Source organism: Kiloniellales bacterium, assembly GCA_030066685.1.
In the GTDB taxonomy this organism is placed as follows: Bacteria; Pseudomonadota; Alphaproteobacteria; order Kiloniellales; family JAKSBE01; genus JAKSBE01.
This window is the reverse complement of the sequence record JASJBF010000039.1, coordinates 78,973-105,933: the sequence shown is the minus strand read 5'-3', so window position 1 is coordinate 105,933 and position 26,961 is coordinate 78,973. Positions and strand designations below refer to the sequence as shown.

Sequence of the window (26,961 nt, the reverse complement as noted above, 5' to 3'; positions counted from 1 at the left end):
GCGCTTCGCGGCGCGGAGACCCCTGGCCTCAGGGCGTAATGCCCCGGGCGGGGGTGGCGCAGGCCCCGGCGGGTCGTCCCGGCCCTGTCCCGCGCGGAAGGCGCCGGCGGGCGGGAGGTTTCGATCCGCCTCCGGATCGTCCTGCGGCCCGCCTCCGGCGCGCGGCGAAGGGCCACAGCGAAGGATCGGAAGGCGATGTCTGGCAGCCGGCACGACAGCGGAGACCGGGAGGCTTGGTGCTTCGCCCCGAGCGACGCCGCGGCGGCGCTGCGATCGCGGGGCGGGCAGGCGCCCGAGGCCGCTGCCGGGCGCCTGGCCGGTTGGCTCGGCGAGGGCGTCGGCGGTCGTCGGATCCTGCGCGTGCTGGCGCGCGCCGAGCGCTTCTTCCTCCTCGCCCTGCCGGGGCTGCGCGACATGTACCTGGCCGGCGGCCTGGTCCCGGCCGGGCCGGGCCGGGGCGAGAGCGCGACCGGCTGCGGGCCGACGCCGGGTGCGGCGCTCGCGCGGCTCGCGGGCGAGATCGCGGAGGCCCGCGCCCGCGCGCGCCTGCCGTCCCGGCTCGGGTCCCGCGCCGGCTGCGGCGACTGGGCGGCCGGCGCCGCGCGCGCCGCGGGCCTGCCGGCGCGCTCCGAAGGCATGGCCGCCGCGCCGAGCCTTGCGGAGGCGCGCCTCGCCGGGCTGCTGGAACTGGTCGAACGCGACGCGGCGGCGCATTGGTGGCTCGGCGGACGGCGCGCCCGCCAGCCGGCGCAAGCGGCCGCGCGCCGCTTCGCCGCCCTGGTGGCCAGGCACTGGCCGGGCTGGGGGACCGAGGGGCTGCGGCTCCTGGACCTGACCCGGCTTCCCGGCTTCCCGGTCATGGCGGCGCTTGCCTGGGGCCGGACGGACGGGGGCCTCGCCCTCGGCATCGCCTGCCGCCTCGGCGTCGCCGATGCGGTCGAGGCCGCCCACCGGGAGCTCTGTCAGATGCGCTTCGGCCTGGAGCTGGCGCGGCGGCGGGCCGCCCGGGGCGCGGCGCGGCTCGGACCCGCCGACCGCCGGGCGTTGGCACGCGCGGAGATCTCGCCCGCCTGTCCGCTGCTGCGACCGGCGGCGGCCGCGAGCCCGGGCGGAGCGCCGCTGCCCGCCTGTCCCCGGCAGGCCGCCGGCGCGCTCGCGGCCCGGGGGATCGCGGTCTCGGCCCTGGACCTCTCGTCGCCCGAGGACCCGCTCAAGGCCTGCAAGGCCATTGCGCCCGAGCTGCAGCCCTATGCGACGGGAATCACCACAGCGGCCCTGCGCGAGACCGTCGCAAAATCGGGAGGCGGGGGGCGATATGTCGGCGAGATTCCGCTCTATTGAGGGGAGCGGTTCCGTCGGGCGGAGGACGCGAAGATGTCGAGCAGGATGACCGTGGCCGGCGCGCTGAGACTGACCCTGATCGACAGCCTTCGGGCCTCGGTCGACGGCCGCGTGCTCGCCGTCTCCTCGCGTGGCGCGCGGGCGGTCCTGGCCTGCCTCGCGCTCACCCCCGGGCACGAGGAGACCCGCGCGCGGCTGGTCAGCCTGATCTGGCCAAACCATGACGAGGCCGGCGGGCGCCGCAACCTGCGGCAGACGCTGTTCCAGCTGCGCGGCGAGCTGAGCGCCGCCGGCTACGACGGCCTGGAGGCCGACCGGGAGAAGGTGGCGCTGGCCGGCGCCCTGCGCACCGACGTCGCGGAGCTGCTGTCGGCGCTCGCTTCCGGCGTGGTCCCGCCGGTGCTGCTCGCCGGGGAAAGCCTCGCCGAGCGCATCCTCGCGCGCTTCACCGTCCCCGGCGACGTCTTCGAGAGCTGGCTCTACCTGCGCCGCCGCCAGATCGAGGACGAACTCCGGACGCGGCTCTCGGCGGCGCTCGAGGCGGCGGCGCCGGGGGCGCGGCGCGATCTGGCCCGGGCCCTGGTCATCCTCGACCCCTCGGACGAGGTCGCCGCCCGCGCGCTCATCTCGGCCCACCTCGAAGCCGGCGACGTGGGCAGCGCGCTGCAGACCTACGACCGGCTCTGGCGCCATCTGGAGCGGGAGTTCGACACGGAGCCTGCGGGCGAGACGCAGGCCCTGGTCGTCGCCATCAAGATGGGCGATTACCGCCCGGCGGCCTCGGAGGAGGGCCCCGGCGGTCCTCCGCGACCGGAGACCGCGGCGCCAAAGATGCCGGCCGTGGCCGCGCCGGAGCACCCGCCCGACCCCGTCGCGGCCGATGAGCCGCGGGCCTTTCCCGAGATCTCGGTGGGCAGCTTCGACACGACGGGGCTGGCCGAGGCCTGCCGGCCGCTCGTCGCGCTCTTCCGCCGGGAGCTGATCTCCCGGCTCGCCCGCTTCCGGGAATGGCGGATCTTCGACGACCCGGAGGACGGCCGGGCCGAGCGGACCTACGCGCTGCGCGCCAGCGCCGTGGAGGTCGGCCCGCGCATCGCGGCCACGGTCGCGCTGACCGGCACCGCCACCGGCGAGGTCATCTGGACCGAGCGCTCCGAGAGCCTGCGGACCCGCTGGATCGCCTTCCAGGGCGACCTGGCCGGGCGGATGGCGGCGACGCTCAACCTCAACCTGTCGCGGGCGCGCCTGGCCCGCCTGACCGGCCGCGACAATCCGGCCGCGGACGCCATCGACCGCTGGCTCCTGGGCCAGCAGCTGGCCCTGTCCTTCGACCCCGCGGGCTGGACCCGGGCGGCCGAGCTGTTCCGCGCCATCCTGGCGGACTGGCCCGATTTCACCCGCGCCTACACGAGCCTCGCCCAGCTCCACAACATCCGGAACATCGTCTTTCCCGGCACGCGGCGCGACCCCGCGCTCTTCGCCGAGGCGCTGCTGCTCGCCAACCGGGCGATCGACCTCGACCCGATGGACTCCCAGACCCACCTGAGCCGCGGCTGGGCGCTGACCATGGCGCAGCGCTACGACGAGGCCGAGCTGGCCTTCGGGCTGGCGCAGGAGACCAACCCGAACGACGCCTGGGTCGTCATCTCCTCCGCGCTGGGCCTGGCCTTCGGCGGACGGACCGCGGTCGCGCGGAACCTCGCCGCGCAGTCGATCTCGCTCGGCTGGACGATCTCGCCGCGGGACTGGTGCTATCACGCGACGATCCGCTTCCTCTGCGGCGACTACGACGGCTGCGTCGCCGCGGCGCGCAACGGCGGCGAGGCGATCCGCAACATCCCCGGCTGGGAGGCGGCGGCGCTGACCCGGCTCGGCCGTTCGGCGGAAGCGGCGCGCGCCTACACGCGCTTCGTGGAGCTGGCCCGCGCCAACTGGGCGGGCGAGCGCGCCGCCGAGGAGGACTCGATCCTCGCCTGGGTCACCTCGGCCTTCCCGATCCGTGATCCGGCCGTCCGCGCCGCCTTCGCCGACGGCTTGGCCAGGGCCCGGTACCTGGCGAGCGACGACTAGGGCTCAGCCGCACTGCGAGCAGCTGTAGAAGCCGACGAACTCGTCGATGAAGTCGTCGTACGTCTTGCGGTCGCCCTTCGAGACCCGGATAACCTCCTCCGCCCAGCGGCTGTCCGGCGTGAGACCCGGATAGAGCGCGACCAGCTCGTCGCCGTGCTCCCGCGGCTCGAGCCGCTCGACCAATGGCAGGCCGATCTCGAGGGTCTCGCGGGTCCTGCGGAACAGCCGTACCTCTTCGATTTCAGGGTGCAGGCGATAGTGTTCGCCTTCGAGCAACTGCGGCTCGCCTGTCGCCAGCTCGTCCTTGAAGGCCCCGATCTTGATCGGCTGGGAGAAATCGCGGCCACCCTCCGCCCACTGGCGGATCCGCTTGCCGAACTGGCCGTAGGCCTCCGCCGAGCGGAACCGCATCTCGCCGGGCCGCAGCTCGAGATCGTCCGCCCTGATTTCGTCGTCCGTCATCGCTTGGCACTCCATCGCGTGTCGTGGATCAGTCCCCAACCCTAGGCCCAATCCGGCGCGCGCGGAACCGCCGACGGCGTCGAATCGGGCCGGCGTCCGGCCGCGCTGACGGACGACTAACGGACGAATAACGCGGCGCCGGACGGCGGCCTGTTTTCCTGCGGCCCGTCCCGACCGCAATCGGGCGGCGGACCATTCTTGAAAGGACAGAACTATGGCTCTTCAGGCTGTCGAAAGGTTCAACGAGGATTTCGGCTTTACGAGCGAACCGAGCGGTCATCTTGTCACCGCGAAGCTCACTTCGGTCGAGCACGCCGCCGCGCGGGGCGACGAGGTGGCGACCGACTTCGACTGCAACATCCACGTCTCGGATGGCGGTCGCAACGAAAGCATCCTCCTGGACCTCGAGGACAAGACGCTCAGGCCCGGGCAAAAGCTCACGCTCAACGAGCAGATCTTCATCGGCGAATACAGCTCACTCTCGGTCGGTGCGATCAGCTTCACCTTCATCGCGATTGGCGGCGGCGAGCTCGGCATCTTCGTCGGCGTCACCGTTGGCGACAACACGCTGAAGCCGGGGGTCCAGCACTTCAAGGCGCCGGTTGTGCTCGAGACAGCGAGCGGAGATCGCTCGACTCTCATCTTTCGGGGCCGGATCGATCTGGTCTGATTGCCGGGCCGGGTTGTGCGCGACGGGTGCAACCCGGCCAGGCTCCTCCGGCCGGCGCTTGCCGAGACGACACAGGGACCGCGGCCGCCAATAAGGTGCTTTGCCGCGGGATCGGAGTCGTCTCGGCGGAGTCCGCCTTCCCCTCGACCTCCGACAAACTGCAGACCTTCGCACCCTGGGCGGGGCCGGTCTGGCCGCCGCCTCCCGGGCCCCCCTTCCCTGCCGCCGGCCCGCGGTAGAGACGGAGGGGCGACCCCTCGCGTCCGCTCGGCGCCCGGTGCCGAATCCAATTCTCCCTTCGCAGCGACACCCGACGGTGCAGGCAGTCCTCGACGGACGCCGCGGCGGTCTCCCCGGCGCGAGGCTGACGCGGGGCTAACGCAAGACCAGACAGGGGACTGCTTTGCTCAGCATCGTCCCGCCCGCAATTCCGCGGCGGGAGAGCGAGCAAAGGAGATCAAGCCATGAAAGCACGTTCAATCATCACCGCAGTCGCGCTTGCCTCGGTGGCGGCCACCTCTGCCTGGGCGCAGGAAGTGAGAGTTCCCGGACAGGGAACCGTCGTGATTGCGCCGGCGGGCGGCTTCGGCAATGCCGGTGTCGGCGGCGCCGCCGCGGGCGGCTTCACCACGGTGCCGCAGGTCCAGGAGGGCGGATCGGCAACCGTCACCCTCCCGAACGGGGTCATCATCACGATGAAGGGCGACGACAACTGCACGACGGACGGAAACAAGGTGACCTGCAGCTAGCAGAAGCGATCCTTGAAGCGGCCGTCGTACTGACCCTCGCTTGAGGACTGCAATCCGATCGGCCCAGATGCCCCCGGGGCGCCTACCGCGAAAGCCAGAGAGCCGGTAGGGGCCCCGGGGTGTTTGTCGTGCTCCGCAGGGAGGCCCCGCCCTCACCCTTCACTCGGCAGGGCTTCGCCGAATCCTTCCGGTGGATCGTCCTCGCGCCAGCAAGGCCATAGAACAGGCGCGCGAGGACAGACAGGGTGCGGCAGACCCGGTGCCGACGAGCGGTGACGCCTTAACCCCTCTGCCGCTCCCGCCCGGTTTCCTTGACCCGCGACAAAAAATTTGATCAAATGATCAAAAATAAGCGGCGGGGTCGGCCGAGGCCGCAGCGCCGCCGCAGATTGTCGCATAGGGAGAGTTAGATGGGCAGCAGCGCCAAGGCGCCGGGCATTGCGGCGGGCCGTCTGCCGGCCGAGGAGATCGCCGCCAACTTCGCCGACCTGCATCCGCCCCTGGACCTGCACCAGGCCCTGGTCGAGGCCGACCGCTGCTACTTCTGCCACGACGCGCCCTGCACCACGGCCTGCCCGACCTCCATCGACATCCCCATGTTCATCCGGCAGATCGCGACCGAGAACACCCAGGCCGCGGCCGAGACCATCCTGAAGCAGAACATCATGGGCGGCATGTGCGCCCGGGTTTGCCCGACCGAGACCCTCTGCGAGGAGGTCTGCGTGCGCATGGAGGCCGAGGGCAAGCCGGTCAAGATCGGCCTGCTGCAGCGCTACGCCACCGACGCCCTGTTCCAGGACGGCAAGCAGGTCTTCCAGCGCGGCCCCGCGAGCGGCAAGCGGGTCGCGGTGGTCGGCGCCGGTCCGGCCGGCCTGGCCTGCGCCCACGGCCTGGCGGTCCTGGGCCACGAGGTCACGGTCCTGGAGGCCAGGGACAAGCCCGGCGGGCTCAACGAGTACGGCATCGCCGCCTACAAGACCGTCGACGACTTCGCCCAGCGCGAGGTCGACTACATCCTGGCGGTCGGCGGCATCACCGTTGAATACGGCAAGCGCCTGGGCGTGGACGTGACCCTGGACCGGCTGCGCGACGACTTCGACGCGGTCTTCCTCGGCGTCGGGCTGGGCGCGGTCAACGCCCTGGGCCTGGCCGAGGAGCGCCTCGAGGGAGTCGAGGACGCGGTGGCCTACATCGCCGCGCTGCGCCAGGCGACGGACAAGACAAGCCTGCCGGTCGGCCGCCGGGTGGTGGTGATCGGCGGCGGCATGACCGCGATCGACGTCGCGGTGCAGAGCAAGCGCCTGGGCGCCGAGGAGGTGACCATCGTCTACCGCCGCGGCAAGGCGCAGATGAAGGCCAGCGTCTACGAGCAGGAGCTGGCCCAGATCAGCGGCGTCGGCATCCGGCACTGGGCCCAGCCCAAGCGGCTGCTGGGCGAGGGCGGCAAGGTCCGCGGCGTCGAGTTCGAATATACCGAGAGCGGCGCCAACGGCCGCCTGCAGCCGAGCGGCGAGATCTTCACCCTGGCCGCCGACATGGTCTTCAAGGCGATCGGCCAGGCCTTCGAGCCGGACTCCTTGGAGGTCGGCGGCGAGCGCCTGGCGCTGGCCCAGGGCCGCATCGTGGTCGACGAGGGGCGCCGGACCAGCCTCGAGGACGTCTGGGCCGGCGGCGACTGCATCGCAGGCGGCGAGGACCTGACCGTGGCCGCGGTCGAGGACGGCAAGGTGGCGGCGGAGTCCATCGACCGCACCCTGCGCAACGAGGGCTGAGCGGCGGCGCAAGACGCCGCCCGGCCCGGGAGAGACGACATGGCTGACATCCGCAACGACTTCCTCGGGATCAAGTCGCCCAACCCCTTCTGGCTGGCCTCGGCGCCGCCGACCGACAAGGCCTACAACGTGGTCCGCGCCTTCCAGGCGGGCTGGGGCGGCGCGGTCTGGAAGACCCTGGGCGAGGACCCGCCGATCGTGAACGTCAACGGGCCGCGCTACGGCGCGATCCACGGCCCGGACCGCCAGCTGCTCGGCTTCAACAACGTCGAGCTGATCACCGACCGGCCGCTGGACGTCAACCTGCGCGAGATCAAGGAGGTCAAGCGCGACTGGCCGGACCGGGCGGTGGTGGTCTCCTTGATGGTGCCCTGCGAGGAGAGCGCCTGGCAGAAGATCCTGCCCCTGGTCGAGGACACCGGGGCCGACGGCATCGAGCTCAACTTCGGCTGTCCCCACGGCATGTCCGAGCGCGGCATGGGCTCGGCGGTGGGGCAGGTGCCGGATTACGTCGAGATGGTCGCCCGCTGGTGCAAGCAGCACACCCGCATGCCGGTGATCGTCAAGCTGACTCCGAACATCACCGACATCCGCTTCCCGGCGCGCGCCGCGCAGAAGGGCGGGGCCGACGGGGTCTCGCTGATCAACACCATCTCCTCCATCGTCGGGGTCGACCTCGACACCATGGCGCCCGAGCCGGCGACCGACGGCAAGGGCACCCACGGCGGCTACTGCGGCCCGGCGGTCAAGCCGGTGGCGCTCAACATGGTCGCCGAGATCGCCCGCGATCCCGAGACCCCGGGCCTGCCGATCTCGGGCATCGGCGGCATCACGACCTGGCGCGACGGGGTCGAGTTCATGGCCCTGGGCGCCGGCAACGTCCAGGTCTGCACCGCGGCCATGGCCTACGGCTTCCGCATCGTCGAGGACCTGGTCGAGGGCCTGAAGAACTGGATGGACGAGAAGGGCTACGCGCGGCTCGACGACTTCGTCGGCAAGGCCGTGCCCAACGTCACCGACTGGCAGTACCTCAACCTCAACTACGTGGTGAAGGCACGGATCGACCAGGACCTCTGCATCAAGTGCGGCCGCTGCCACATCGCCTGCGAGGACACCTCGCACCAGGCGATCACCCAGACGGTCAACGGCCGGCGCCACTTCGAGGTGATCGACGAGGAATGCGTCGGCTGCAACCTCTGCGTCGCGGTCTGCCCGGTCGAGAACTGCATCACCCTGGAACACCTGACCGAAGGGGTCGATCCCCGGACCGGCAAGGCCATCGACCCGGCCTACGGCAACTGGACGACCCACGAGAACAACCCCCTGCGGGTTGTCCCCGAGCCGGCGGAATAGCGCCGGCATCGCGGCCAAGAGATGCTTGCCCCTCACCCGGCTCCGGCCGAGACGCGGCTCATCGCCTCGTCGCGCCCCGGCCGGCAGCGGGTGGGGGGGAGGCACGTTCCTCCAAAGGCGTTCCGATGTGCGATGGCCGTGTTCAGGGCTGTAGCTGGCGATCTGCGCACCCAAGTTGCAACGCTTACCCCTCACCCAGCTCCGGCTAAGGCTCGGCTCACCGCCTCGCCAAGCCTCCGCAACCCTCTCCCCCCGGGAGAGGGTGGGAGCGGCGCGAGCCGCGAGCGGGTGAGGGGGCGGCACGCACCGTAAGCTGCGCGGCCGGCGCTTCATGACCGTGTCCGGGCTTTCGACTCCCGTTCCGGCGGGGCAGGCCCGGGCCCACGGGGCGATGCTGGTCTACGCCTTCCTGGTCAGCACCTCCTTTCCGGTCGGGGCGGCGATCACCCGGGACCTCGACCCGGTGGTGCTGACCTGCCTGCGCTTCGCCCTGGCGGCGCTGGCCTTCGCGGCGGTGGTGAGCGCGGCCGGGGAGTGGCGGCGGCCGAGCCTCGGCGGGCTGCTGCGCTACGCCGCGATCAGCCTGACCATGGTCGGCTTCTTCGTGCTGATGTTCGAGGCCCTGCGCTGGACCGATCCGCTCAGCGCCGGCGCGCTCTTCACCCTGACGCCGCTGATGACCGCGGTCATCGGCTACCTGGCGGTGCGCCAGCGCTGCTCGCTCTGGCAGATCGCCTGCCTGATCTTCGGCGCGTCGGCGGCGGCCTGGGTGGTCTTCGACGGCCGGCTCGAGCGCCTGCTGGCCTTCGACCTCGGCTATGGCGAGCTGCTGTTCCTGGGCGGGGCGCTCTGCTTCGCCGCCTATCCTCCCGCGGTGAAGCGGCTGCACCGGGGCGAGTCGCTGCTGCTCCTCACCTTTTGGGTGCTGTTCAGCGGCGCGCTCCTGCTCGCGGCCTACGGCGCGCCGCGGATCGCCGCGACAGACTGGGCGGCGGTGCCGCGCGGGGTCTTCCTCGGGATCGCCTACCTGGCGGTCTTCAACACCGCCGTCACCTTCATCATCGCCAAGTACGCCAGCCTCCGGCTCCAGGCCTTCAAGGTCATGGCTTACACCTACCTGACCCCGGCCTTCGTGGTGCTGCTTGAGGGCGCCCTGGGCCACGGCTGGCCGAGCGCCTCGGTGATCGCCGGCATCGCCGCGACCGCCGCCGTCACCCTGCTGCTGCAGCGGACTTCCGACGGTTAGCGCGGAAAGGCGCGCGGCTCGTCGACGGCCAGCCAATGCGCCTGCGCGTCAGGTCTCCAGGATCATGTCGAAGCCGCCGAAGATCATGCGCTTGCCGTCGAAGGGCATGGGATTCCTGTCAGGCTGGAGCCTGGGATCGGCCATGATCTTCTCCATGCCGGCGTTGCGGACCTCGCGCGACGGCCAGAGAACCCAGGAAAACACGACGGTCTCGTCGTCCTTGCATTTGACCGCCATCGGGAATGAGGTGACCTCGCCTTGGGGAACATCGTCGCCCCAGCACTCCACCAGCTTCAAGGCGCCGTGCTCCTTGAAGACGATGGCGGCTTCCTTGGCGTGCCTGAGGAAGTCTTCGCGCTTGGCGGTCGGCACGGCGGCAACGAATCCGTCGACGTAGGTCATTTCCTTCTCCTCCATCATGCGCCGCGGTACGCGGCTTCGAGAGCGGCGATATCGATCTTGTTCATGGCCATCATGGCCTCCTGGGCGCGCGCGGCGGTCGCGGTGTCGTCCGCGCCAAGGAGCCGCGGCAGGACCTCCGGCACGATCTGCCAGGAAACGCCGTAGCGGTCGATGAGCCAGCCGCAGCGACCTTCGCTGCCGCCCTCGGCGGTCAGCGCCGCCCAGAGGCGGTCGGTCTCGGCTTGGTCTTCGGTGAGCACCGAGATCGAGGCCGCGGGCGTGTGGCGGTACTGCGGTCCGCCGTTCAGGACCATGTAGGGCGCGCCGGCCAGCGCGAACTCGACCACCAGGGCGGGGCCCTCGGGGTCCGGGTGGACCACGTTCTCGATGCGGCTGTCCGGCAGCAGCGAGACATAGAAGCGGGCGGCCGCCTCGCCCCGGCCGTCGAACCAGAGGCAGGTGCGGACCTTCGAACTGAATTCCATTGCGCTTACTCCTGTCCGGTCCGTTGCGCCGGATCCATCCAGAAGAGCTCCCAGATGTGCCCGTCGGGATCCGCGAGCGCGCGGCCGTACAGGAAGCCGTGGTCCTGGGGATCGCGCGGGCTGCTGCCGCCCTCGGCGAGGGCGATCCCGACGAGGCGGTCGACCTCGTCGCGGCTCTCGACCTGAAGAGCGGTCAGCACTTCGGTGGTCTTGCCGGCGTCGGCGATCGGCCGTGGCGTGAACTGGGCGAACTTCTCGTGGGTCAGCAGCATCGCGAAGCAGCTCTCATTGATCGTCATGCCGAGCGCCGTCTCGTCGCCGAAGGCGTCGTCGAAGCCGAAGCCGAGCGCCTCGAAGAAGGCGCGCGAGCGGCCCAGGTCCGCGACCGGCAGGTTGATGTAGACCTTGGGGTTCATGCGTCTCGCTCCCTGCCGTTGCAGCGGTTCGATGTCTGGGCACTATCGCGTGCTATCCAGGCCAAGCGGCGGAACCTTACTTGACAAAAAAGTTGATATCAACATATATTTTTCCATGACGATGCGTGACGACCTTCCTCTCGACGTTACGCACGAGGTGCGTGACCGCTGTCTCTGCCTCCACCTTCAGCGCGCCGCCCGGGCGATCGCGCGGCGCTTCGACGAGGCGCTTCGCCCCTTCGGCCTGACCAACGGGCAGTATTCGCTGCTGATGTCGCTGAACCGCCCGTCGCCGCCGCGAATCGGGGACGTCGCGCCGCTGCTCGCCATGGACCGCACGACCCTGACCGCCAACTTGAAGCCGCTGGAGCGGCGCGGGCTGGTCGAGGTCGTGGTCGATGAGGTGGACAAGCGCGGCCGGCGCCTGCGTCTCACCGACGCCGGGCGCGACGTCCTAGTCGCCGCGGTGCCGGTCTGGCGCGCGACCCACGGCGAAATCGACCGCAGCCTGCCGGACCTGAACCCGGACCGCCTGCGCGCCGACCTGCTGGCCTTGTGTTGAGGACGGCGCGGCAGGAAGGATGACGAGGCATAGGGACGCTGCGATAGCGTGATAGGGTGAGTCATGTCCGAAGCACCCATCGAACGGTTGCGCGCGATCTGCCTGGTGCTGCCGGAGGCCACCGAGAAGAAGGCTTGGGGCGATCCGACATTTCGGGTCCGCGACAAGATCTTCGCCATGGAGAAGCGGGGTGACGGGCGGATCTCGCTCTGGTGCAAGGCGCCGCCGGGGAGCCAGGAGATCCTGGTCGGTGCCGACCCGGAGCGCTTCTTCGTGCCGCCCTACGTCGGCCACAGGGGCTGGATCGGCATGCGGCTTGACGACGGTCCGGACTGGGAGGAGGTGGCGGCGGTGGTCAAGCGCAGCTACCGCCTGATCGCGCCGAAACGGCTGGCGAGCGCGATCGAGTGATCGGGCCACGCCCCGACGCGGTCCGGTCAGCGCGGCAGCAGGCCCTTGAGGAGTAGGTCGGCGAGAGCGTCGTCGGCCGACAGCAGGAAGTCCTCGGTCCCAGCGCCGCGCAGGGCGCGGATCTGGGCGTCGAAGTCGGCGTAGTGCTGGGTCGAGGCCCAGAGGGTGAAGATCAGGTGGTGCGGGTCGATCGGCGCGATCTTGCCGGCGGCGACCCAGGCCTCGATCACCCGGGCCTTCTGGTCGACCAGCTCGCGCAGCCGGGTCTCCAGGACCTCCTTGAGGATCGGCGCGCCCTGGAGGATCTCCATGGCGAAGAGCCGGGACTCCACCGCGTGGGTGCGCGAGAAGGCGACCTTGCGGGCGATGTAGGCGCGGATCTCGGTCTCGGGATCGCCCTCGGCCGAGATGTCCTCCAGGGGCTGCAGCCACATCTCCAGGGTCCGGCGCAGCACCGCGCCGTAAAGCGCCTTCTTGCTACGGAAGTAGTAGAGCAGGTTGGGCTTGGACATGCCGGCGGCGGCGGCGATCTGGTCGACCGCCGCGCCCTTGAAGCCGTAGCGCGCGAAGACGCCGAGGGCGGCCTCCAGGATCTTCTCCTCGTTGGCCGCCTGAATGCGGGTGCGCTTGCGGGTCTTGGTCGCGCGCGCCGTCCGGTCGCTCATGCTCGTTCCACTTCCTCGGAGGCTGCCCGATCGGGCCCTGGGACCTTGACGCCAAGATCTTGGCCTCTCAGTATAATTTTTGATCAAATGGACAAATAAGCAAAGAGCAAAACAAGCCCAGGTCCTTCACGCCGGAAACGTGCCGCCCGGGTGCGGCGCCACCGAGCCGGCGGAGGGCAAGGGAGGCAAAGCTCTGATCAGCCACAGGAGGGCTTCATGGACTTTGTGAGACACATCGGCCGGCGCGCGGTCCTGCTCGGCGGGGCGCTGGCCGTCGGCGCGGCGGTCCTGACCTTGGGCGGCGCCGCCCAGGCGGAGAAGATCAAGGTCGCCGGGATCTACACCCAGCCGATCCAGCAGAAGTGGGACGCACGCCTGCACCTGGCCCTGACCGCGGCCCAGGAGGCGGGGGAGATCGACTACGTCTTCTCGGAGAAGGTCGCCAACACCGACTACGTCCGGGTGCTGCGCGAGTACGCCGAGAGCGGCGTCGACCTGGTGGTCGGCGAGGCCTTCGGGATCAGCCGCGAGGCCCGGGCGGTCGCCGACGACTATCCCGAGGTCGCCTTCCTGATGGGCGATCCCTTCAAGCCGCACGGGACCAACTTCGCGGTCTTCGACAACTACATCCACGAGCCCTGCTACCTGATGGGGATCATCGCCGGGGCCATGACCAAGGACGGCAAGATCGGCATGGTCGGCGGCTATCCCATCGGCGAGGTCAACCGCCTGTTCCACGCCTTCATGGAGGGCGCGCGCTCGGTCCGGCCGGACGCCCAGTTCAAGGTCACCTTCATCGGCTCCTGGTTCGATCCGCCCAAGGCCAAGGAGGCCGCCTTCGCCCAGATCGAGGCCGGGGTCGACGTGCTCTACGCCGAGCGCGCCGGCGTGGTCGACGCGGCGCGCGAGAAGGGCATCATCGCCTTCGGCAACGTCAACGACATGAACAAGGAGGAGAACGGCACCGACGTGGTCGTGACCTCCGCGCTCTGGCACATGGAAAACGCCATCAACCACGCCATCGAGCTGGTCAAGGCCGGCAAGTTCGAGGCCGCCGACTACAAGGAATGGACCATGATGCAGAAGGGCGGCGCGTCGCTCGCCCCCTACTACGAGTTCGAGGACCGCATCCCGGCCGAGATCAAGGCCAAGGTCGAGGCGACCAAGGCGGCGATCCTGGCCGGCGACTTCGTCGTCAAGATCAACGACGAGGAGCCGAAGTCGACCTACTGAGGGGGCCTCGGCACCGAGCTTTTGGTTGCAACCTAGGACGCAAGCGGCGCGATGGATGCCCGGATCAAGTCCGGGCATGACAGCGGGGGTATTGTGCACTCGGCGTATCGACCCCTTGCGATGTCATCCCCGGACTTGATCCGGGGATCCATAGTGCCGGTTGCTCCATAACGGTTGTCGTCTCACGCACCGGGGGCTCATGCTTTGACAAATTCAGCATGAGGCTGGAATGGTCGCCAAGTAAGGCCCTCGTGCTGAGCCTGTCGAAGTGCGAGGGTCGGGCCGCGGCTCCAGGCAGGGAAAAGGGGCGTCATGGCGTTGCTGCGCATCGTCGAGGTGAGCAAGGCCTTCGGCGATCTGGTCGCCAACGACCGGATCTCCTTGAGCCTGGAGGCCGGCGAGGTGCTGGCGCTGCTCGGCGAGAACGGCGCTGGCAAGACGACCCTGATGAACATCCTCTTCGGCCATTACACGGCCGACTCCGGCCACATAGAGGTCGGCGGAGAGAGGCTGCCGCCGGGCGCGACCGACGCCGCCATCGCGGCGGGGGTCGGCATGGTGCACCAGCACTTCACCCTGGCCGACAACATGACCGTGCTGGAGAACGTCATGCTTGGCACCGAGCGGCTCTGGGCTTGGCGCTCCGAGGCCGCGGCGGCGCGCAGGCGGCTGCTCGGCCTGGCCGCGGACTTCGGCCTCGAGGTCGATCCGGACAAGCCGGTCGGCGCGCTCTCGGTTGGCGAGCAGCAGCGGGTCGAGATCCTCAAGGCGCTCTACCGCGACGCCCGGATCCTGATCCTGGACGAGCCGACCGCGGTCTTGACCCCGCAGGAGGTCGAGCGGCTCTTCGAGACTCTGAAGGCCATGGTCGCCAAGGGCCTCTCGATCATCTTCATCTCCCACAAGCTCCACGAGATCCTGGCGGTCAGCGACCGGGTCGCGGTGCTGCGCCGCGGCCGGGTGGTCGGCGAGGTCGCGACCGCCGAGGCCGACCGGGAGAGCCTGGCCGAGCTGATGGTCGGCCACAAGGTCAGCCGGCCAGTGGTCGAGCACCTGCCGCCGGGCCAGCCGGTGGTCGAGCTGGAGGAGGTCAGCGTCGCCCTCGGCCGCCGGGCCCGCCCGCTGCTCGACGGGGTGAGCCTCGTGGTGCGCGCGCGCGAGATTCTCGGCCTCGCGGGGGTCGCCGGCAACGGCCAGTCGGCCCTGGCCGGGGTCCTGAGCGGAATCATGACTCCGAGTTCCGGCAGGCTCCGCTTCGCCGAGGAAGAGGTGGCGCGCTTCGCGCCGCGCGACTTCGTCGCCCGCGGCATCGGCCGGATCCCGGAGGACCGCCATGCCACCGGGATCATCGGCGAGATGGCGGTCTGGGAGAACTTCATCAGCGAGGACCTGGGCCGGGCGCCGCTGTTCCGCTGGGGCCGGGTGATCGACGGCCAGGCCTGCCGCGACCTGGCGCAAGAGCTGATCGAGGCCTTCGACCTGCGCTGCAAGTCGATGGAGACCCCGGCCAGGCTGCTGTCGGGCGGTAACATGCAGAAGCTGATCCTGGCCCGGACCCTGCGCCGGGAGCCCAGGTTCATCCTGGCCAACCAGCCGGTCCGCGGCCTGGACGAGGGCGCCATCGCCGCGGTCCACGCCCGGATCCTGGAGGCCAAGCGGCGCGGCGCCGGGGTGCTGCTGATCTCCGAGGACCTGGACGAGATCCTGGCCCTGGCCGACCGGGTCGCGGTGATCCACGCCGGCCGGGTCGGCCCGGCCCTGGCGGTCGGCGAGGTCACCGCCCGCGATCTCGGCGCCATGATGGCCGGCGACCTGGACTATGCCGGCGAAGGCCTGGCGGAGGCCGGGTCGTGAGGGCCGAGCCGCGGGAGGACACGCCGCTCTGGCTGATCGTCGCGGCACCCCTGGCCGCGGTGGCGGCGGCGCTGCTGCTCTGCGCCGGGCTGATCCTCTGGGCCGGGGAGCCGGTGCTCGAGGCCTACGGCCTGCTGCTCGAGGGCGCCTTCGGCTCGCGCTTCGCCCTGACCGAGACCTTTACCCGCGCGACGCCGCTGATCCTGACCGGCCTGGCGGCGGCGGTCGCCTTCCGGGCCAAGTTCTGGAACATCGGCGGCGAGGGCCAGTTCTACTGCGGCGCCCTGGCCGCGACCTGGCTGGGCGCCGGGATGATCGTGCTGCCGCCGGTCCTGATGATCCCGCTGCTATTCCTCGCAGGCGCCCTGGCCGGCGGCCTGGCGCTGCTGGTCCCGGTCCTGCTCAAGGCCCGGCTCAAGGTCGACGAGGTGGTGACCACCCTGCTGCTCAACTTCGTGATCCTGCTGCTGGTCAGCTACCTGATCGAGGGGCCCTGGAAGGACCCCATGTCGCTCGGCTGGCCACAGGCCGCGCCGATCGTCGACGAAGGGGTGCTGCCCAAGCTGCTCGCCAAGAGCCGCTTGCACCTGGGGCTGATCGTCGGCCTGGTCGCGGCGGTCGCGGTCTGGCTGGTGCTGCGCTTCACCGTCTGGGGCTACGAGATCCGGGCGGTCGGGATCAACCCCCAGGCGGCGGCCTTCGCCGGCATTTCGATCGACCTGACGGTGCTGCGGGTCGCCCTGATCAGCGGCGGTCTGGCGGGCCTCGCCGGGGTCGGCGAGGTGTCGGGGCTCAAGGGCTACCTGACCCTCGACCTCTCGCCGGGCTTCGGCTACGCGGGGATCGCGGTCGCCATGCTGGCCAACCTGCACCCCCTGGGGGTGATCCTGAGCGCGGTCTTCATCGCCGGCATCTACGTCGGCGCCGACTCCATGAGCCGCGCAGTCAACATCCCCAACTACATCGCCGACGTCATCGTTGCGACCTCGGTCCTGGCCGTCCTGGTCAGCCTGCTCTTCGTGAAGTTCCGGGTCCGGTTCGGGGGATAGGGGTGGTGATCATCTGTCTCCGAAAGTGGACGCCAATACCCCCCACCCTAACCCTCCCCCACAAGGGGGGAGGGAACATCAAGCGGTGCCGCTTCGCTCCCTCCCCCTTGATGGGGGAGGGTCGGGGTGGGGGTGATGTCGCCAAACGCTCCGTCGCCCGCCTAGACGGCCAATCTCGTGCAGGAGGTCCCACGTGATGGACCTCCTCGAGCTCTTCCTCTCGGCCGGGTTCTGGGCGGCGACCTTGCGGATCGCCTGTCCGCTGATCTTCGGGACCCTGGGGGAGCTGATCTGCGAGCGGGCCGGGGTCCTCAACCTGGGCATCGAGGGCATCATGACCATCGGCGCCATGGCCGGCTGGATGTGGGTCTACCAGGGCGGCGACCTCTGGACCGGGATCCTCTTCGCGGCGGCGGTGGGTGGGCTCTTCGGCCTGATCCACGCCGGCTTCACCGTCTACCTCGGGCTGTCGCAGCACGTCTCGGGGATCGGCCTGACCCTGCTGGCCTCGGCGCTCTCTTTCTACATCTTCCGCATGCTGCTGCCGGCCTCGACCACGCCGCCCAAGATCACGCCCTTCCAGCCGGTCGAGATCCCCTGGCTCTCGGAGCTGCCCTTCCTGGGCGAGGCGATCTTCCGCCAGACGCCGATGACCTACCTGGCGCTGGCGATCGTGCCGCTGGTGATCTACGGGCTCTACCGCACGCCGCTCGGCCTGGCCCTGCGCATGGCCGGCGAGAACCCGGTCGCGGTCGAGGCCCAGGGCATCGACGTCCTGGCCCTGCGCTGCGGCGCGGTGGTGGTCGGCAGCGCCCTGATGGCGGTCGGCGGCGCCTATCTCACCATGTCGGCCTTCGACGCCTTCTACTTCGGCATGGTCAACGGCCGCGGCTGGATCTGCGTGGCGCTGGTGATCTTCGCCTCCTGGCGGCCCGGCAAGGCGCTGCTCGGCGCCCTGCTCTTCGCCGGGCTCGACGCCCTGCAGGTCCGCGCCCAGCAGCTGGCCGGGGCGGTGATCCCCTATCAGTTCTTCTTGATGCTGCCCTACGTCCTGTCGATCCTGGCGATGATCGTCATGGCCCGCCGGGCGCGCTATCCCAAAGCCCTGCTGGTGCCCTTCCGCCGGGGGGATCGGGTTTGATGGTTTGATGCAGAAGTTTGGATCCCAGGTTCCCTTGTTGTCACACCGGCTGTCATGGCCGGGCTTGACCCGGCCATCCATGGAGCCGGTTGCACGATGGATGCCCGGATCAAGTCCGGGCATGACAGATAGTGGGAACCAAGTGACGCAGTAGTAACGCCAGGCCTGAGGAGGAGCCGGTATGCTGGATCTGATTCTGCGCGACGCGCGGCTGCCGGACGGCGGCGAGGCGGTCGATATCGCGGTGAAGGACGGGCGGATCGCCGAGGTTGGGCCGCAGATCGGCGGGCAGGCGGCCGAGGAGATCGACGCCGGCGGGCACCTGGTGACGGCACCCTTCGTCGACAGCCATTTCCACATGGATGCGACCCTGACCTACGGGATGCCGCGGGTGAACGAGAGCGGCACCTTGCTAGAGGGCATCGCGCTCTGGGCCGAGCTCAAGCCAGACCTGACCGCCGAAGCGATCGTGGCACGGGCGCTCAGGCTCTGCCGGCTGTCGCTCGCCCGCGGCACCCTGGCGATCCGCAGCCACGTCGACATCTCAGATAGCCGGCTGCTCGCGGTCGAGGCCCTGCTGGCGGTCAAGCGCGAGATGGCGCCCTACCTGGACCTGCAGCTCGTGGCTTTCCCGCAGGACGGCTTTCTCCGATCGCCCGAGGCACGGGAGAACCTGCTGCGCGCCCTCGACCTCGGGGTCGAGGTGGTCGGCGGCATCCCGCACTTCGAGCGGACCATGGCCGAGGGCGCGGAGTCGGTGCGCCAGCTCTGCGAGATCGCCGCCGCACGCGGCCTGCCGGTCGACATGCACTGCGACGAGACCGACGACCCCAACTCCCGCCACGTCGAGAGCCTGGCCTTCGAGACCCGGCGCCTCGGCCTGCAGGGGCGGGTGACCGGCTCGCACCTGACCTCCATGCATTCCATGGACAACTACTACGTCTCCAAGCTGATCCCGCTGATGGCCGAGGCGGAGCTGAAGGTCGTGGCCAACCCGCTGATCAATATCACCATCCAGGGCCGCCACGACACCTACCCCAAGCGGCGCGGCATGACCCGGGTCAAGGAGCTGGCCGCCGCCGGCCTGGACGTCGCCTTCGGCCACGACTGCGTCATGGACCCCTGGTACAGCCTGGGCAGCCACGACATGCTGGAGGTCGCGCACATGGGCCTGCACGTCGGGCTGATGACCGGGCGGGCCGAGATGCGGACCTGCTTCGACGCGGTGACCGCGACCGGCGCCCGGGTCCTGGGCCTGGAGGGCTACGGCCTCGAGCCCGGCTGCCGCGCCGACCTGGTGGTCCTGCAGTGCCGCGACCCGATCGAGGCCCTGCGCCTCAAGCCGCCGCGGCTCTTCGTCCTGCGCGCCGGCAAGGTCATCGCCCGCTGCGCGCCCCAGCGGGTCGAGCTCAGTCTCGGCGGCGAGACCGAGAGCTTCGACCCCTGCGCGCCGGCGGTGTGACGGGGCGGCTATGGCTTCCCCCTCACCCAGCTTCGGCTAAGGCTCGGCGGATCGCCTCGCCAAGCCTCCGCAGCCCTCTCCCGGCGGGAGAGGGGTTTTGCGGTGGCGTCTTTTGTACCCCTCTCCCGCCGGGAGACGGAGGGACCCGCCGCCGCAAGGCGGTTGGAGGGTGAGGGGTGGGCGCCTCAGTCCCGGGGCAACGCCGCGGCGCTGCGGGCGAGGCGGACCAGGTTGAGGAACTCGGCGCGGTAGCCGAAGGGGTCTTCGCCCCTGGCGCCCTGGGCCAGGGCGATGACCTCGTCGTAGCCGAAGGACCCGGTGTAGGTGCCGCCCTTGAGGAGCTGACCGAAGCCGGCGACCGCGGTGGCGAAGCGGGCCTCGCGGGCGCGGGTATCGGGGGCGTCCAGCTCGCTTTCCAGGTCGATGGTGATCGGCGTGGTGATCAGGGACGAGGTGTCCTGGTCGGGCAGCTTGTAGCGGATCTTGAGGAAGGCGTACTCCTCGGCGAACTGAGTCTCGCGGGCCGGGGACTCGCCTTGGTAGCGGCTCGGCGCGATCAGCTCGTTGCCGCTGCCGACCGGGGTGATCTCGTAGATCACGGTCACCGTGTGGCCGGCGCCGATGTCACCGGCGTCGACCCGGTCGTTGGCGAAGTCCTCGCGCTTGAGGGCCCGGGTCTCGTAGCCGATCAGGCGGTACTCGGCGACGGTCCGGGAGTTGAACTCGACCTGGATCTTGACGTCCTTGGCGATCGGGAAGAGCGCCGCGGCGGCCTCCTCGACCAGGACCTTGCGGGCCTCGTTCAGGGTGTCGATGTGGGCGGCCACGCCGTTGCCGTTCTGGGCCAGGGTCTGCATCAGGTGGTCGTTGAGGTTGCCCTGGCCGAAGCCCAGCACCGAGAGGAAGACGCCGCTCTCGCGCTTGCGCTCGATGAAGCCCTTGAGCTCCTCGCGGTCGGTGATGCCGACGTTGAAGTCGCCGTCCGTGGCCAGGATCACCCGGTTGACCGCCTCGGGATCGAAGCCCGACTCTGCCAGGGCATAGGCCTGGCGGATGCCCTCGGCGCCCGCGGTCGAGCCGCGGGAGCGCAGCCGGTCCAGGGCGCCCAGGATCTTGTGGCGCTCGGCGACCGCGGTTGGCTCCAGCACCGTGCCCGCGTTGCCGGCATAGGTGACGATGGCCACCGTGTCCTCGGGCGCCAGGCCGTCGAGCAGCAGCTTCATGGAGTTCACCATCAGCGGCAGCTTGTCGGGCGCGTTCATCGAGCCCGACACGTCGAGCAGGAAGACCAGGTTGCTGCGCGGCTTCTCCGCGGGATCGAGGTCGTAGCCCTTGATGCCGATGTGGATCAGCTTGTTGCCCGCCTTCCAGGGGCTGGGCGTCACGGTGACGCTGGGCGCGAAGGGCCGGGTCCGCTCGGCCGGCAGGGGATAAGCGTAGTCGAAGTAGTTGATCAGCTCCTCGATGCGCACGGCGTCCTTCTGCGGCAGCACGCCGCGGTTCAGCTCGCGCCGCACGAAGGCGTAGGAGGCCGTGTCGACGTCGATCGAGAAGGCCGAGACCGGGTCCTCGGCGACCCGCCGGACCGGGTTCTCGGCCACCGACTCGAACTGATCGCGGCCGACGTCCTGGTAACGCTGTTGCGGCTGATCGATCGGGGCGGGGTCGATCCGAGCGTATCCCTGCGGCGGGACGCTGGCGCCGAGGGGCTGCCTCCGCACTGAGGTCGCCGCGGCCGGCGCTTCGGCCGCTTTCGGCTCTCGCTTCGCCGCAACCGGCGGGTCGGCCAGTGGCGCCGCGACGTTGGGTGTGGCGACGGACCTGGGCGGCGGCGCCTGCGGCACGGTGACGGATGTCAACCTGGAGTTCAGCGGCTCCTTGTCGCTCACCTCCGAAAACAGGATCACCGCCGTGACGCTGACGAGAACAAGCATTGCGGTCGTACCGCCGCCGAGGCCCCAGTAGATGCGCTTCAATGCCATGGGTCGTCCTTTCGATCGCTTTTGATCACGACCCATGAGACGGCCCAGAAGGCCGGTTCCTTGGCGGCTTTGTTTCGCTTCGCTCTGTGCCCGGTCGAAGGCGGCGCGGGCCAGGTTGATGGCTTCCTTGCGCGCGTTCTCCTCGGCCGGCGGGATGGCCTGGGTGGAGAGCATCTCCTTCAGCTGCCGTTCATCCATGGCGACGTTCCTCCTCGCGCAAGGGCTGCAGCTTCTTGCGCGCCTCGTGGATGTACCAGGACACCGTGCTCTCCTTGCAGGCCATGACCGTGGCCGCCTCGCGGTGGCTCAGGCCCTCGCCGAAGACCAGGAAGACCGCCTCGCGCTCGCGCTCGGGCAAGGCCCGGATGTGGTCGAGGACCTGGCGGGCGTAGACCGCCTGCTCGGCCATCGGCCCTTCGAGGGTCGGCGCCTCGGCCGGCCCCGGGTTCAAGCCGTCGCCAGCCCCGGCGCCCCCTTGGCGGGCTCGGCTGCGCGCCCAGTCCTTGGCGGTGTTGATCACCAGCGGATAGAGCCAGGTCGTGAAGGTCGAGCGGAAGCCGAAGGAGCCGATCGCCCGCGCCAGCTTGATGCAGGCGCTCTGGGTGATGTCCTGGGCATCCGTTTGGTTCCCGCACCATCTATAGGCCATGCGATACATCGTGTCGTAGTGCAGACGCAAAAGGGCCTCGAAGGCATCGCCGTCGCCCTCCTGCGCGCGTCGGATCAGCTTTGTCTCTGACGCTTCCGTCATCCGGCCCTTTCGGCACCCCCTCCGGCCTGCGGTCATGAGAATGAGACGACCGCGCCGCGGCAATCCTTGGAAGAAAAAACTTGATGTAGGATCAAGGCAGAAATCCGGGCGCAGACTTCGACGATTCCTTAACCATCCGGGCCCCGAGGGCGGCCCCGGGTCCCTCAACCATCGCCCTCGAGGCAGACGTCCTGCAGGTTGAGCCGGCCGTCGGGGGCGGCGGCGAAGCCGCGCAGGCGCTTGGAGACGCCGTAGACCTCCTGCGGGACCCAGAGGTAGACGTAGGGCAGATCGCGGCTGGCGACGGCCTCGGCCTGGCGGTAGAGCCCGGCGCGCTGGGTGCGGTCGAGCTCGCTGGCCGCGGCGTCGAGCAGGGCGTCCAGGCGGCGGTTGCTGTAGCCCGCGGCGTTGCCGCGGCCGCCCGTGCGGTGGGTGGCGTCGAAGATCCCGACCGGGTCGAGGGCGGCACCGCCCCAGGACCTCAGCCACATCCTTTCGCCGATCCCGGCGCCGCCTCGGTCCCGCCATCTCCGGCCAATCCCGGCGGCCGTGCCGACCAGCGTCTCGGCCCGGATGCCCGCCTCGGCGAGCTGCACCGCGATCGACTCGGCCAGCGGGAAGAGCGGCCGGGTCACGTCCAGCGCGACGTCGAGGCCCTCGGGATAGCCGGCCTCGGCGAGGAGCGCGCGGGCCTGCCCGGGATCGTGGCCGCGGCGGGGCAGGTGCCGGTTCTTGCCGAAGGTCCGGGGGCCCAGGATGCCGTCGATCAAGGCCGCCTTGCCGCCGAGGTGGGCCGCGATCAGCGCCTCGCGGTCGATGGCATGGGCGACGGCCAGGCGGACCCGCCGGTCGTCGAAGGGCGGCGTGCGCGTGTTCAGGGCGATGAAGAAGGACCGGGTGCCGTCGACGAGGCGCACCTCGGTCCGGGGATGGCGCTCGAGGGCGGGGATCGAATGGGGCTGGACGTTGACCACGAGGTCGAAGTCCCCGGCCATGAGTCCCGCCACGCGGGACTCGTTGCCGGGCACGATGTCGACGACCAGGCGCTCCACGCAGGCCGGCCCGACCGGCGGAATCTCGGTCGCGCCACCGAAGTAGGCGGCGTGCCGCTCGAAGACGACCGCCTCGCCGGGGACGCGCTCGACCAGCCGGAAGGGGCCGGAGCCGACCAGGCCGCCGTCCGCGCCGGTTGCGACGACCTGCTGGAAGGGCAGCATGGCCGGGAAGATCGGCCAGGGCGTCTCCAGCTCGAAGCGGAGGGTCAGGGGATCGACCGCGGTCACCGAGGCGAGCGGGCCCAGCAGCGCCTTCCGGGGGCTGCTGCGGCCGTCCAGGGCGCCGGGCTCGATCAGGCGCTCGAAGCTGAAGACCACGTCCGCCGCGGTCAGCCTGCGGCCGTCGTGCAGCCGGACGCCGTCGCGGAGGCGGAACTCGTAGGTCTGGGGCCCGACCTGCGACCAGGATTCGCTGAGCTCGGGGACCAGCCGCATCGCGGGATCGCGGGTCAGCAGCCCGTCGAAGACGTTGTTCAGGAGGATCTCGGTCCAGCGGTCGCGGTAGCCGGCGGGATCCTCGCTCACCAGGTCCGAGGGGTAGCCGACCCGAAGCTCGGCAGCGGCCGGGGGCCGCGCGAAAGCGAGCAGCACGGCGGCGGCGAGGGCGATACCCATCGATCTGCGACGCCGGTCGGGAGACATGCGCGGCCGCCTTACTTCCGGCTGAGGCGGGTCACGCCGTCCCAGTCCGGATCGGGCGGCCGCGCGACGAAGCCGCGACAGCGCTCGGCCAGGACGCGGGCCGGCGGGTCCCCGGGGAAGCGGCGCAGCACCGCCTCGAAAGCGGCCCGGGCGGCCGGCCAGTCCCGCGCGGCGTAGGCCGCCTCGGCCGGAGTCCAGAGGCCATGGAGCTCGAGCTGCTCGGCGCTCGCCTCCAGTCCGGCCGGCAGCGCGGTCAGGCCGGGCCGCGCCGCCATCAGCTCGTAGACCTCGCTGGGCCGGACGACGCCGACCGGCTGCACCCGGTCCAGGCGGCGCAGCAGGAAACCCTCGCCGGCGCGCGCGGCGACCGCCTCTGAGACCAGGACCTCGGTGCCGTAAAGCTTGTTGAGGGCTTCCAGGCGGGCGGCCAGGTTGATGGTGCCCCCGACGGCGGTGAAGTTGATGCGGTCGGCGCCGCCGACGTTGCCGACCACCGCCTCGCCGCAATGCAGGCCGAAGCGGGTGCCGAAGGCCGGGATCGAACGTTCCTGCCAGCGCTCGGCCAGCGCCCGGCTGACCGCGCGGCCGGCGAGGACCGCCGCGCAGGCGTGGGCGACGTGGTCCTCGTCGCGGCTGGGCGCGTTCCAGAGCGCCATGATGGCGTCGCCAATGTACTTGTCGACGACGCCGTGGTGCTCCGAAAGGACCGCGCCCAGGGCCTCGAAGTACGCGGAGGTGCGCAGCATCAGGTCTTCCGGCTCGGTGTCCTCGGCGATCCGGGTGTAGCCCGAGATATCGGTGAAGAGCACGGTGATCTCCCGGCGCTGGCCGCCCAGCTCGGGCGTCGTGCCCGATTGGACGATCTGACGCACCAGTGCCTTGGGTACGTAGCGGCCGAAGACGGCGAGGGCCTGCTTCATCGCACCGAAGGCTTGGGCCAGCTCGTGGACCTCGATGAAGCGGGACTCCACCGCCACCGGTCCGTCGAGGTCGAAGCTGCGGATCTTGTCGGCCTCGCCGGCGAGTTCGGCCAGCTTGGCGGCGATGCGCCGGGCGATGAGGTAGATCAGCGGCAGGGCGACCGCCAGGGCGAGCAGGGACGCGACGATGCTACGCTGCTGCATCTCCACGATGTGCCGGTCGAAGTCCGAAAGGGGGGCTGCGATCGCGATGTGCTGGTCGAGGCCGAGCTGCCGGCCCACCGCAGCGACGCGCAGCAGGTGGGTCTGGCCCTCGACCTGGAGGCGTGCCATGCCCGAAAGGCCGGTTCTCCCGTCCGCGCCCCGCCCGAGCACGGCCTCCACGATCGGGTCGACGATGTTCTCGGCCCGGCGCAGAACGGCGCGGTCCGGCTTGCCCGCCTCGCCCTCCTTGACGATCGGCGCCGCCAGCGTCGGATCCTGATGGGCCAGGACCTCGCCCTTGGCGTTGAAGAGGAAGGCCGCGGCGTTTGGAGAGGCCGCCTGCGCCGACAGGAAATCCGCGAAGCTCGCCAAGGTGACCGCGATGCCGACCACGCCGCCGCCGCCGATCAGGCGGCGCGAGCCGGTGATTCCGGGCTTGTGCAGGGCGAAGAAGACGTAGGGGTCGGTGAAATAGGCCTGCTCGCCGGCGAGGGCGCTTTGGTACCAATCGCGGCCTCGCGGATCGTAGCTCGGCTCGGCCTCGCTCCGCGCGTCGAAGACGTGGCGGCGGTGATCGAGGTAGCGAAAATACTCCCGGCGCCGATCGTTCCGGTCCGTGCTGATGGTGCGGACGATGAAGTGCGTCTCCGGCGGGGCTTGGAAAGTCGCCAGGATGTCGGGGTCGTCCCGCGGCGCGACGACCTGGATCCAGTCCCCGGACCCGAAGCCGACGAAGACCGAGAACACGTAGGGCTGGGTCTCGATCATCCGCAGCATGGTCTCCAGGGCGGCATGAGAAAGACCGTCGTAGCGCGGCCGGGCGGAGAGGCTCGGCATCGCCGAGGCGGCGTCGACCGTCGCCTTGACCGCACCGAGCAGCCGGTTCATGCGCTCGTCGGCGTTCCTGGCGATCTCCGTGAAGAGCTGATCGGCCGTCTGCAAGGCGGCGGCAGAGGCCTGCCGATGGTTGTTCCAGATGATCCCCGCGGTCAGCGCGGCGACGATGACCACGAAGACAGCGGCGATGCCGACATGAAGGCGGATCCGACCTGCTCGAAAAGCCCGCTCGACCGCCATCCGCCCTCTCGTCGCCGTTGTGGACGCGCAGTCTACGAGCTTGCGACGGGCGGCGGAAGCCCGGCGCCCGGCGTCGTCCCGAAGGCAGGGCACCCGGGGCGTCGGCCTGCTATGCTGCGCTTCTGCGGGCGGATTAGGGAAATCGGCGAGCCAGGACCATGAACGACTTGACCTACTGCGTCATCGACGTCGAGCTCGACGGCCCGACGCCGGGCGAGAACTCCATGCTGAGCCTCGCCTGCTGTGCCTGTCGCGAGACCGGCGCGGAGATCGCCGCCTTCGAGCGGAACTTGGCGCCCCTGCCCGGCGCCGCGCCAGCGCCGGAGATCGCCGCGTGGTGGCAGGGCCAGGGGGAGGCCTGGGCGCACATCACGGCCGATCCCCAGGCGCCGGCGACCGTGATGGCGGACTTCGTCGACTGGCTGGCGGCGCTGCCGGGCCCCTGCGTGCTTGCGGCCCACCCGCTGATGCTCGACGGGCTCTGGCTCGACTGGTACCTGCGCCGCTTCGCCGACCTGCGGGTCTTCGAAGGCCCCTTTCCGGGATCCTCGCCCTTTGCCGGTCCGGGCATCGACATCCCGAGCTTCGTGCAGGCCGCCCTGGGGCTGCCCTATTCCGAGACCCGGCCGGACTACCCGCCCGAGTTCCTGGGCGGCTTCGCGCATTCGCACAAGCCGCTGGACGACGCCCGCGGCCATGCCGCGCTCTACTTCTTCGGCCGCCGGCGGCTCAAGGAACTCTGGGCCGGATGAGCGGGTGACGGGGACCGCTCGGACGCAGCGATCTTGACCATTTGGTCAATTTTATTATAGTCGATGCAGCTGCCGAAAGGGCTGATATGATCGGTCCTTAGGCCTGAAGACCGCCCGGGCAAGGGCCAAGGACGACAAGGTCGCAAGCGACCGACGGCAGGGAGAGATCAGGGAATCGCCGCTGGTTTCGCGGCGTCGCACAATGAGGCATCGGGCGCCCGTTGACCGCCGCGCT

General features: G+C 70.4%; 24 protein-coding genes. 15 read left to right on the top strand and 9 right to left on the bottom strand.

Annotated elements, in window-relative coordinates:
• Positions 1 to 195: 195 nt before the first annotated feature.
• Both QNJ30_22205 and QNJ30_22200 read left to right on the top strand, forming a co-directional pair.
• Positions 196 to 1,341 carry a YcaO-like family protein gene (locus QNJ30_22205; GenBank protein ID MDJ0946171.1) on the top strand — a complete coding sequence of 382 codons (1,146 nt, stop codon included), beginning with the start codon at positions 196 to 198 and terminating at the stop codon, positions 1,339 to 1,341.
• Between the two features lie 33 nt (positions 1,342 to 1,374).
• Positions 1,375 to 3,411 carry a BTAD domain-containing putative transcriptional regulator gene (locus QNJ30_22200; protein ID MDJ0946170.1) on the top strand — a complete coding sequence of 679 codons (2,037 nt, stop codon included), beginning with the start codon at positions 1,375 to 1,377 and terminating at the stop codon, positions 3,409 to 3,411.
• A 3-nt stretch (positions 3,412 to 3,414) separates the two neighbouring features.
• On the opposite strand, the gene QNJ30_22195 is transcribed toward QNJ30_22200, so the two are convergent.
• Complete coding sequence (locus tag QNJ30_22195) at positions 3,415 to 3,873, bottom strand: hypothetical protein (GenBank protein ID MDJ0946169.1); 459 nt, start codon at positions 3,871 to 3,873, stop codon at positions 3,415 to 3,417.
• 214 nt (positions 3,874 to 4,087) lie between these two features.
• Here QNJ30_22195 and QNJ30_22190 point away from each other — a divergent pair, with 214 nt between their 5' ends.
• From QNJ30_22190 to QNJ30_22170, 5 genes are all read left to right on the top strand, one after another.
• On the top strand, positions 4,088 to 4,543 hold the full coding sequence (locus QNJ30_22190; GenBank protein ID MDJ0946168.1) for a hypothetical protein: 456 nt from the start codon (positions 4,088 to 4,090) through the stop codon (positions 4,541 to 4,543).
• Between the two features lie 464 nt (positions 4,544 to 5,007).
• Entirely contained in the window at positions 5,008 to 5,292 is a 285-nt protein-coding gene (locus tag QNJ30_22185) for a hypothetical protein (protein MDJ0946167.1), read from the top strand.
• Between the two features lie 410 nt (positions 5,293 to 5,702).
• Positions 5,703 to 7,064, top strand: coding sequence for an NAD(P)-dependent oxidoreductase (locus tag QNJ30_22180; GenBank protein MDJ0946166.1), 1,362 nt, complete (start codon positions 5,703 to 5,705; stop codon positions 7,062 to 7,064).
• Between the two features lie 39 nt (positions 7,065 to 7,103).
• The gene (preA, locus tag QNJ30_22175; protein MDJ0946165.1) at positions 7,104 to 8,417 is read left to right on the top strand and encodes an NAD-dependent dihydropyrimidine dehydrogenase subunit PreA; all 1,314 of its coding nucleotides are present in this window, start codon (positions 7,104 to 7,106) and stop codon (positions 8,415 to 8,417) included.
• Between the two features lie 331 nt (positions 8,418 to 8,748).
• On the top strand, positions 8,749 to 9,663 hold the full coding sequence (locus tag QNJ30_22170) for a DMT family transporter (GenBank protein ID MDJ0946164.1): 915 nt from the start codon (positions 8,749 to 8,751) through the stop codon (positions 9,661 to 9,663).
• 48 nt (positions 9,664 to 9,711) lie between these two features.
• Here the strand turns inward: QNJ30_22170 and QNJ30_22165 are convergent, their stop codons facing one another.
• The 3 genes from QNJ30_22165 to QNJ30_22155 are packed head-to-tail and all read right to left on the bottom strand — an operon-like array spanning position 9,712 to position 10,966.
• Entirely contained in the window at positions 9,712 to 10,065 is a 354-nt protein-coding gene (locus tag QNJ30_22165; GenBank protein MDJ0946163.1) for a DUF1428 domain-containing protein, read from the bottom strand.
• Between the two features lie 14 nt (positions 10,066 to 10,079).
• Positions 10,080 to 10,550, bottom strand: a complete 471-nt coding sequence (locus QNJ30_22160; protein ID MDJ0946162.1) for a VOC family protein — start codon at positions 10,548 to 10,550, stop codon at positions 10,080 to 10,082.
• A 5-nt stretch (positions 10,551 to 10,555) separates the two neighbouring features.
• The gene (locus QNJ30_22155; protein ID MDJ0946161.1) at positions 10,556 to 10,966 is read right to left on the bottom strand and encodes a VOC family protein; all 411 of its coding nucleotides are present in this window, start codon (positions 10,964 to 10,966) and stop codon (positions 10,556 to 10,558) included.
• 115 nt (positions 10,967 to 11,081) lie between these two features.
• On the opposite strand from QNJ30_22155, the gene QNJ30_22150 reads away from it, so the two are divergent.
• Complete coding sequence (locus QNJ30_22150; protein ID MDJ0946160.1) at positions 11,082 to 11,528, top strand: MarR family winged helix-turn-helix transcriptional regulator; 447 nt, start codon at positions 11,082 to 11,084, stop codon at positions 11,526 to 11,528.
• Between the two features lie 63 nt (positions 11,529 to 11,591).
• Positions 11,592 to 11,939 carry an MmcQ/YjbR family DNA-binding protein gene (locus QNJ30_22145; GenBank protein MDJ0946159.1) on the top strand — a complete coding sequence of 116 codons (348 nt, stop codon included), beginning with the start codon at positions 11,592 to 11,594 and terminating at the stop codon, positions 11,937 to 11,939.
• 26 nt (positions 11,940 to 11,965) lie between these two features.
• Here the strand turns inward: QNJ30_22145 and QNJ30_22140 are convergent, their stop codons facing one another.
• Positions 11,966 to 12,604, bottom strand: coding sequence for a TetR family transcriptional regulator C-terminal domain-containing protein (locus tag QNJ30_22140; GenBank protein MDJ0946158.1), 639 nt, complete (start codon positions 12,602 to 12,604; stop codon positions 11,966 to 11,968).
• Between the two features lie 216 nt (positions 12,605 to 12,820).
• Here QNJ30_22140 and QNJ30_22135 point away from each other — a divergent pair, with 216 nt between their 5' ends.
• The 5 genes from QNJ30_22135 (at position 12,821) to QNJ30_22115 (ending at position 19,343) form a co-directional block, all read left to right on the top strand.
• The gene (locus QNJ30_22135; protein ID MDJ0946157.1) at positions 12,821 to 13,837 is read left to right on the top strand and encodes a BMP family protein; all 1,017 of its coding nucleotides are present in this window, start codon (positions 12,821 to 12,823) and stop codon (positions 13,835 to 13,837) included.
• A 312-nt stretch (positions 13,838 to 14,149) separates the two neighbouring features.
• A complete protein-coding gene (locus QNJ30_22130; GenBank protein MDJ0946156.1) occupies positions 14,150 to 15,691 on the top strand; it encodes an ABC transporter ATP-binding protein in 1,542 nt (513 codons plus the stop codon).
• Positions 15,688 to 16,740, top strand: a complete 1,053-nt coding sequence (locus QNJ30_22125; GenBank protein MDJ0946155.1) for an ABC transporter permease — start codon at positions 15,688 to 15,690, stop codon at positions 16,738 to 16,740. The genes QNJ30_22130 and QNJ30_22125 overlap by 4 nt, the downstream gene beginning before the upstream one ends.
• Before the next feature lie 196 nt (positions 16,741 to 16,936).
• Complete coding sequence (locus QNJ30_22120; GenBank protein ID MDJ0946154.1) at positions 16,937 to 17,881, top strand: ABC transporter permease; 945 nt, start codon at positions 16,937 to 16,939, stop codon at positions 17,879 to 17,881.
• Between the two features lie 181 nt (positions 17,882 to 18,062).
• Positions 18,063 to 19,343 (top strand): amidohydrolase family protein, encoded by a 1,281-nt coding sequence (locus QNJ30_22115; GenBank protein MDJ0946153.1) that lies wholly within the window; start codon positions 18,063 to 18,065, stop codon positions 19,341 to 19,343.
• A gap of 185 nt (positions 19,344 to 19,528) precedes the next feature.
• Here QNJ30_22115 and QNJ30_22110 read toward each other — a convergent pair whose 3' ends face one another.
• From QNJ30_22110 to QNJ30_22095, 4 genes are all read right to left on the bottom strand, one after another.
• On the bottom strand, positions 19,529 to 21,523 hold the full coding sequence (locus QNJ30_22110) for a VWA domain-containing protein (GenBank protein MDJ0946152.1): 1,995 nt from the start codon (positions 21,521 to 21,523) through the stop codon (positions 19,529 to 19,531).
• Positions 21,516 to 22,076 (bottom strand): RNA polymerase sigma factor, encoded by a 561-nt coding sequence (locus QNJ30_22105; protein MDJ0946151.1) that lies wholly within the window; start codon positions 22,074 to 22,076, stop codon positions 21,516 to 21,518. The genes QNJ30_22110 and QNJ30_22105 overlap by 8 nt, the downstream gene beginning before the upstream one ends.
• Before the next feature lie 164 nt (positions 22,077 to 22,240).
• On the bottom strand, positions 22,241 to 23,746 hold the full coding sequence (locus QNJ30_22100; protein MDJ0946150.1) for an ABC transporter substrate-binding protein: 1,506 nt from the start codon (positions 23,744 to 23,746) through the stop codon (positions 22,241 to 22,243).
• A 38-nt stretch (positions 23,747 to 23,784) separates the two neighbouring features.
• The gene (locus QNJ30_22095) at positions 23,785 to 25,974 is read right to left on the bottom strand and encodes an adenylate/guanylate cyclase domain-containing protein (GenBank protein ID MDJ0946149.1); all 2,190 of its coding nucleotides are present in this window, start codon (positions 25,972 to 25,974) and stop codon (positions 23,785 to 23,787) included.
• Positions 25,975 to 26,132: 158 nt separating this feature from the next.
• Between QNJ30_22095 and QNJ30_22090 the strand changes: the two genes are divergently transcribed.
• A complete protein-coding gene (locus QNJ30_22090) occupies positions 26,133 to 26,726 on the top strand; it encodes a DNA polymerase III subunit epsilon (GenBank protein ID MDJ0946148.1) in 594 nt (197 codons plus the stop codon).
• Positions 26,727 to 26,961: the final 235 nt, after the last annotated feature.